Source organism: Longimicrobiaceae bacterium (genome assembly GCA_035936415.1).
Lineage (GTDB): Bacteria > Gemmatimonadota > Gemmatimonadetes > Longimicrobiales > Longimicrobiaceae > JAFAYN01.
The window spans coordinates 1-2,391 of sequence record DASYWD010000552.1 but is presented as its reverse complement, the minus strand read 5'-3'; the positions used below and the strand labels follow the sequence as shown (position 1 = coordinate 2,391).

Here is a 2,391-nt window from a genome sequence, read left to right as displayed (position 1 = left end):
CCCCCCCCCCCCCCCCCCGCCCGCGTTCAGAGGCCCGTGGGGTGGTCCAGGAAGCTCCAGGGGAGCTCGAACTTCTCCTCCAGGTGCCGGGCGAGAGCGCGCACGCCCCAGGTCTCCGTGGCGTAGTGGCCCCCCAGGAAGAGGTTGATCCCCCCCTCCTCCGCGTCGAAGAAGTTGTGGTGCGCGCCCTCCCCCGTGACGAAGGCGTCCAGCCCGGCCGCCGCCGCGGCGCCGACCATGCTCCCCGCGCCGCCGGTGACCACGCCCACGCGCCGCACCCGCTCCGGCCCGCCGGGCACCATCTTCACCCGCCCGCCCAGCAGCGCGTCCAGCCGCGCGCAGAGCGCCTCGCGCGAAAGCTCCAGCTCGCCCCACACCCCCAGCGGGTAGCCCTTGTAGTCGCCGAAGGTGCCCCGCGGCTCCACCCCCAGCTCCCGGGCCAGGACGGCGTTGTTCCCCACCTCCGGGTGCACGTCCAGCGGGAGGTGCGCGCCGTACACCGCGACCCCCGCGTCCAGCAGCGCCTTGAGGCGGCGGTAGCGGCGGCCGGTCACCGGCTGGTTCCCATCCCAGAAGAGGCCGTGGTGCACCAGGAGCAGGTCCGCGCCCGCGCGGACCGCCCCGTCCACGGTGGCCTGCGCCGCGTCCACGGCCACCGCCACGCGCGTCACCTCGCCCCCGTTGGCCACCTGCAGCCCGTTCAGCGCGCCTGGGTAGTCCGGGACCTCGCCGATCCTCAGGTAGGCGTCCAGGTACGTGCAGAGCTCTTCCAGGCGCATCTTCAGGAGACCTCCCCCCGGGAAATCCACGCACGTGGAAAACTCGCGTGGAAAATCTGTGGACGGCCCTGTGGAAAACCCCCAAGCGGTTCAGCCACAGGCGCTTCCGCGGTTTCCGCGGGCTGTGGAGAAGTCGCCGGAGCGCGGTGGACTACTCGCGCGCCGACTCCGCCGCGGCGGGGAGGGCCCGCGCCCCGTCGTCCACCATCTGCACCTGGCCGTTGAAGCGCGCCCCCTCGTCCAGCTGGAGGTGCGAGGTGCGGGCGGTGATCTCGCCGGTGATCTCGGAGGTGCTCTGCAGCTCCAGGCGGCTCTCGGCGATGACGCGCCCCTGCACCCGGCCGCCGATCACGGCGTCCTGGGTGAAGATGTCGCCCACCACCTCGCCGCCCTTGCCGAGCACCACCGCCTTCCCGGCGCGGATCGTCCCCTCGACGCGGCCCTCCACCCGGACGGTGCCGTCCGTGATCAGGTCGCCGACGATCCGCATCCCCGCCCCGATGATGGAGATCGCTCCATCCGCCGATGCCACGCCCAGCGCGGCGCTCACCCGTTCGCGTGCCACGGCACCCTTTTCCGAAGATTTCTTTCCGAACATGCTCTCGTCACCTGGGAGCCTTAACCAGCGTGCGCGGATCCACCGGCTCGCCGTTCCTGCGCACCTCGAAGTGGAGGTGCGGGGCGGTGGAGAGGCCGGTGTTCCCGCTCAGGGCGATCACCTGGTCCTGCGCCACCTGCGCGCCCCGCTCCACGAGGATCTCCGAGGCGTGCCCGTACATGGTCTCGTAGCCGCCGCTGTGGCGGATCCGGACGAAGCGCCCGTAGACGCTGTCCTCGCCCACCTCCGCCACCGTCCCCCCGCCCGAGGCGCGGACGTACGTCCCCTCCGGCACGGCGATGTCGATCCCCGGGTGGCGGCCCCGCACCCGCGCCAGGTGCTCGCGCGTCACGAACCCCCGGCCCTGCAGCGGCCACGAGGCGGGGACCGTCGCCTCCACGGGCGCCTGGGGGAGGGAGTCCGCCCCCCCCTCCTCGGCCGCGCGCCGGGCGCGCGCCTCCTCCAGCGCCTCCGCGCCGAGCAGGCTCCGCATCTGCGCGTTCTGGCGCTCCATTCGGGCCAGCAGCCCCGCGAGCTGCTGGACCCGGGCGCGGTCCTTCTGCAGCGCCGCGATCTCCCGCCGGAGCCCCGGCACCTGCGCCGCCTCGGCCGCCACCAGCACCCACGAGGCCATGGTCACCACCCAGACCAGCGCCGCGGCGGCCACCAGGAGCGCCACCACGCGGAGCCTGCGGTAGGAGATCTCGAATGAGCGCGTGCTCAGCCCGCCTCCACCGTGGGGGACCACGATGAAGGTCATGCGGCGCTCGTCCCGGGGCTTGCCTCTCGGCACTCTCACCTGCTGGCGAGGAGAATCAGGCCCTCGCCGCTTCGGCGCCGAGCAGCAGCTCCAGGACGCGGTCGAAGTCGTCCGCGTTGTAGAAGGGGATCTCGATCCGGCCGCTCCGCCCGCCGCCCACGCGGATCCGCACCTGCGTGCCCAGGGCGCGCTGCAGCTCCGTCTCCAGGTGCCGCACGTGCGGGTCGCCGGGCCGGCCGCTCTCGCGCCCGGGG

The 2,391-nt window shown here is 73.8% G+C and carries 4 protein-coding genes; all 4 read right to left on the bottom strand.

What is annotated here, in order from left to right:
• Positions 1-26: 26 nt before the first annotated feature.
• Complete coding sequence (locus VGR37_22180; protein HEV2150122.1) at positions 27-779, bottom strand: Nif3-like dinuclear metal center hexameric protein; 753 nt, start codon at positions 777-779, stop codon at positions 27-29.
• Between the two features lie 151 nt (positions 780-930).
• Positions 931-1,344: a polymer-forming cytoskeletal protein gene (locus VGR37_22175; protein HEV2150121.1), complete on the bottom strand. Its 414-nt coding sequence runs from the start codon at positions 1,342-1,344 to the stop codon at positions 931-933.
• A gap of 40 nt (positions 1,345-1,384) precedes the next feature.
• Complete coding sequence (locus tag VGR37_22170) at positions 1,385-2,137, bottom strand: M23 family metallopeptidase (protein ID HEV2150120.1); 753 nt, start codon at positions 2,135-2,137, stop codon at positions 1,385-1,387.
• Between the two features lie 55 nt (positions 2,138-2,192).
• Positions 2,193-2,391: hypothetical protein (locus VGR37_22165; GenBank protein ID HEV2150119.1), on the bottom strand; the 199-nt coding region annotated here is incomplete at its 5' end.